The organism is Curtobacterium sp. MCBA15_016 (assembly GCF_001865105.1).
Taxonomy (GTDB): Bacteria; Actinomycetota; Actinomycetes; order Actinomycetales; family Microbacteriaceae; genus Curtobacterium.
Genome location: NZ_MJGR01000046.1, coordinates 2,290 through 3,293 on the forward strand (window position 1 = coordinate 2,290; position 1,004 = coordinate 3,293).

The window sequence follows — 1,004 nt, forward strand, 5'->3', positions numbered from 1 at the left end:
CCATCGTCTTCTTCAGCGGGGAGATGCCGCCCATGTGGGTCACGGCGCCGCGGACGTAGTCGATGAGCTGGTCGCGGATGATGTCCTTGAAGTCCCAGATCGTGTTGAAGACCTCGCCGATCGCGAGCGGCGTCGTGGTGTGCTGCCGGACGAGCTTCAGGGCCTCTTGGTTCTCGGCCGGGGTGCAGTCCTCGAGCCAGAACAGGTCGTACGGCTCGAGCGACTTGCCGAGCTTCGCCGCCTGCAGCGGGGTCATCCGGTGGTGGCCGTCGTGCAGCAGGGGCAGTTCGGGGCCGAACTCGTTCCGGACGGCCTCGAACACGGTGGGCACGTGGCGCAGGTACGCCCGGGTGTCCCAGTCCTCCATCGCCGGGAACGCACCGCGCTGCGCGGGCTCGAAGTCGTAGCGGACGCCCTCGTTCCCCGTCGTCGTCTTGTTCGACGCGATGCCGTAGATCGACTCGAGGCCGGGGACGCCCGTCTGCACGCGGATCGAGCGGTAGCCCTCGGACTGGTGCTCACGGATGGAGTCGAACAGCTCCGGCAGCTCCTTGCCCGAGGCGTGGCCGTACGCCATCAGCCCGGTCCGGGAGGCGCCGCCGAGCAGCTGGTACACGGGCATCCCCGCGACCTTGCCCTTGATGTCCCAGAGCGCCATGTCCACCGCGGCGATCGCGGCCATGGTGACCGGACCCCGCCGCCAGTACGACGAGCGGTAGAGGAACTGCCAGGCGTCCTCGATCCGGCTCGCGTCGCGGCCGACCAGCAGCGGCACGACGTGCTCGGACAGGTAGGTGGCGACGGCGAGCTCACGACCGTTCAGGGTGGCGTCGCCCAGACCGGTGACGCCGTCGGCGGTGGTGAGCTTCAGCGTCACGAAGTTGCGGTTCGGGCTCGTGACGATGACCTCGGCGCGGTCGATCAGTTGCCCACGGTCGGCCGACGCCCACGTGTCCGGACGTCCGGCGGTCGGGTCGGTCGCCGCGCCGGCGTCGGTCGCACCC

General features: G+C 69.8%; 1 protein-coding gene. It reads right to left on the reverse strand.

Features of this window, described 5'->3' with window-relative positions:
• A partial coding sequence (locus BIV03_RS16715; RefSeq protein WP_071296499.1) for a D-galactonate dehydratase family protein occupies window positions 1–925 on the reverse strand: 925 nt, incomplete at its 3' end.
• Between the last annotated feature and the right edge of the window lie 79 nt (window positions 926–1,004).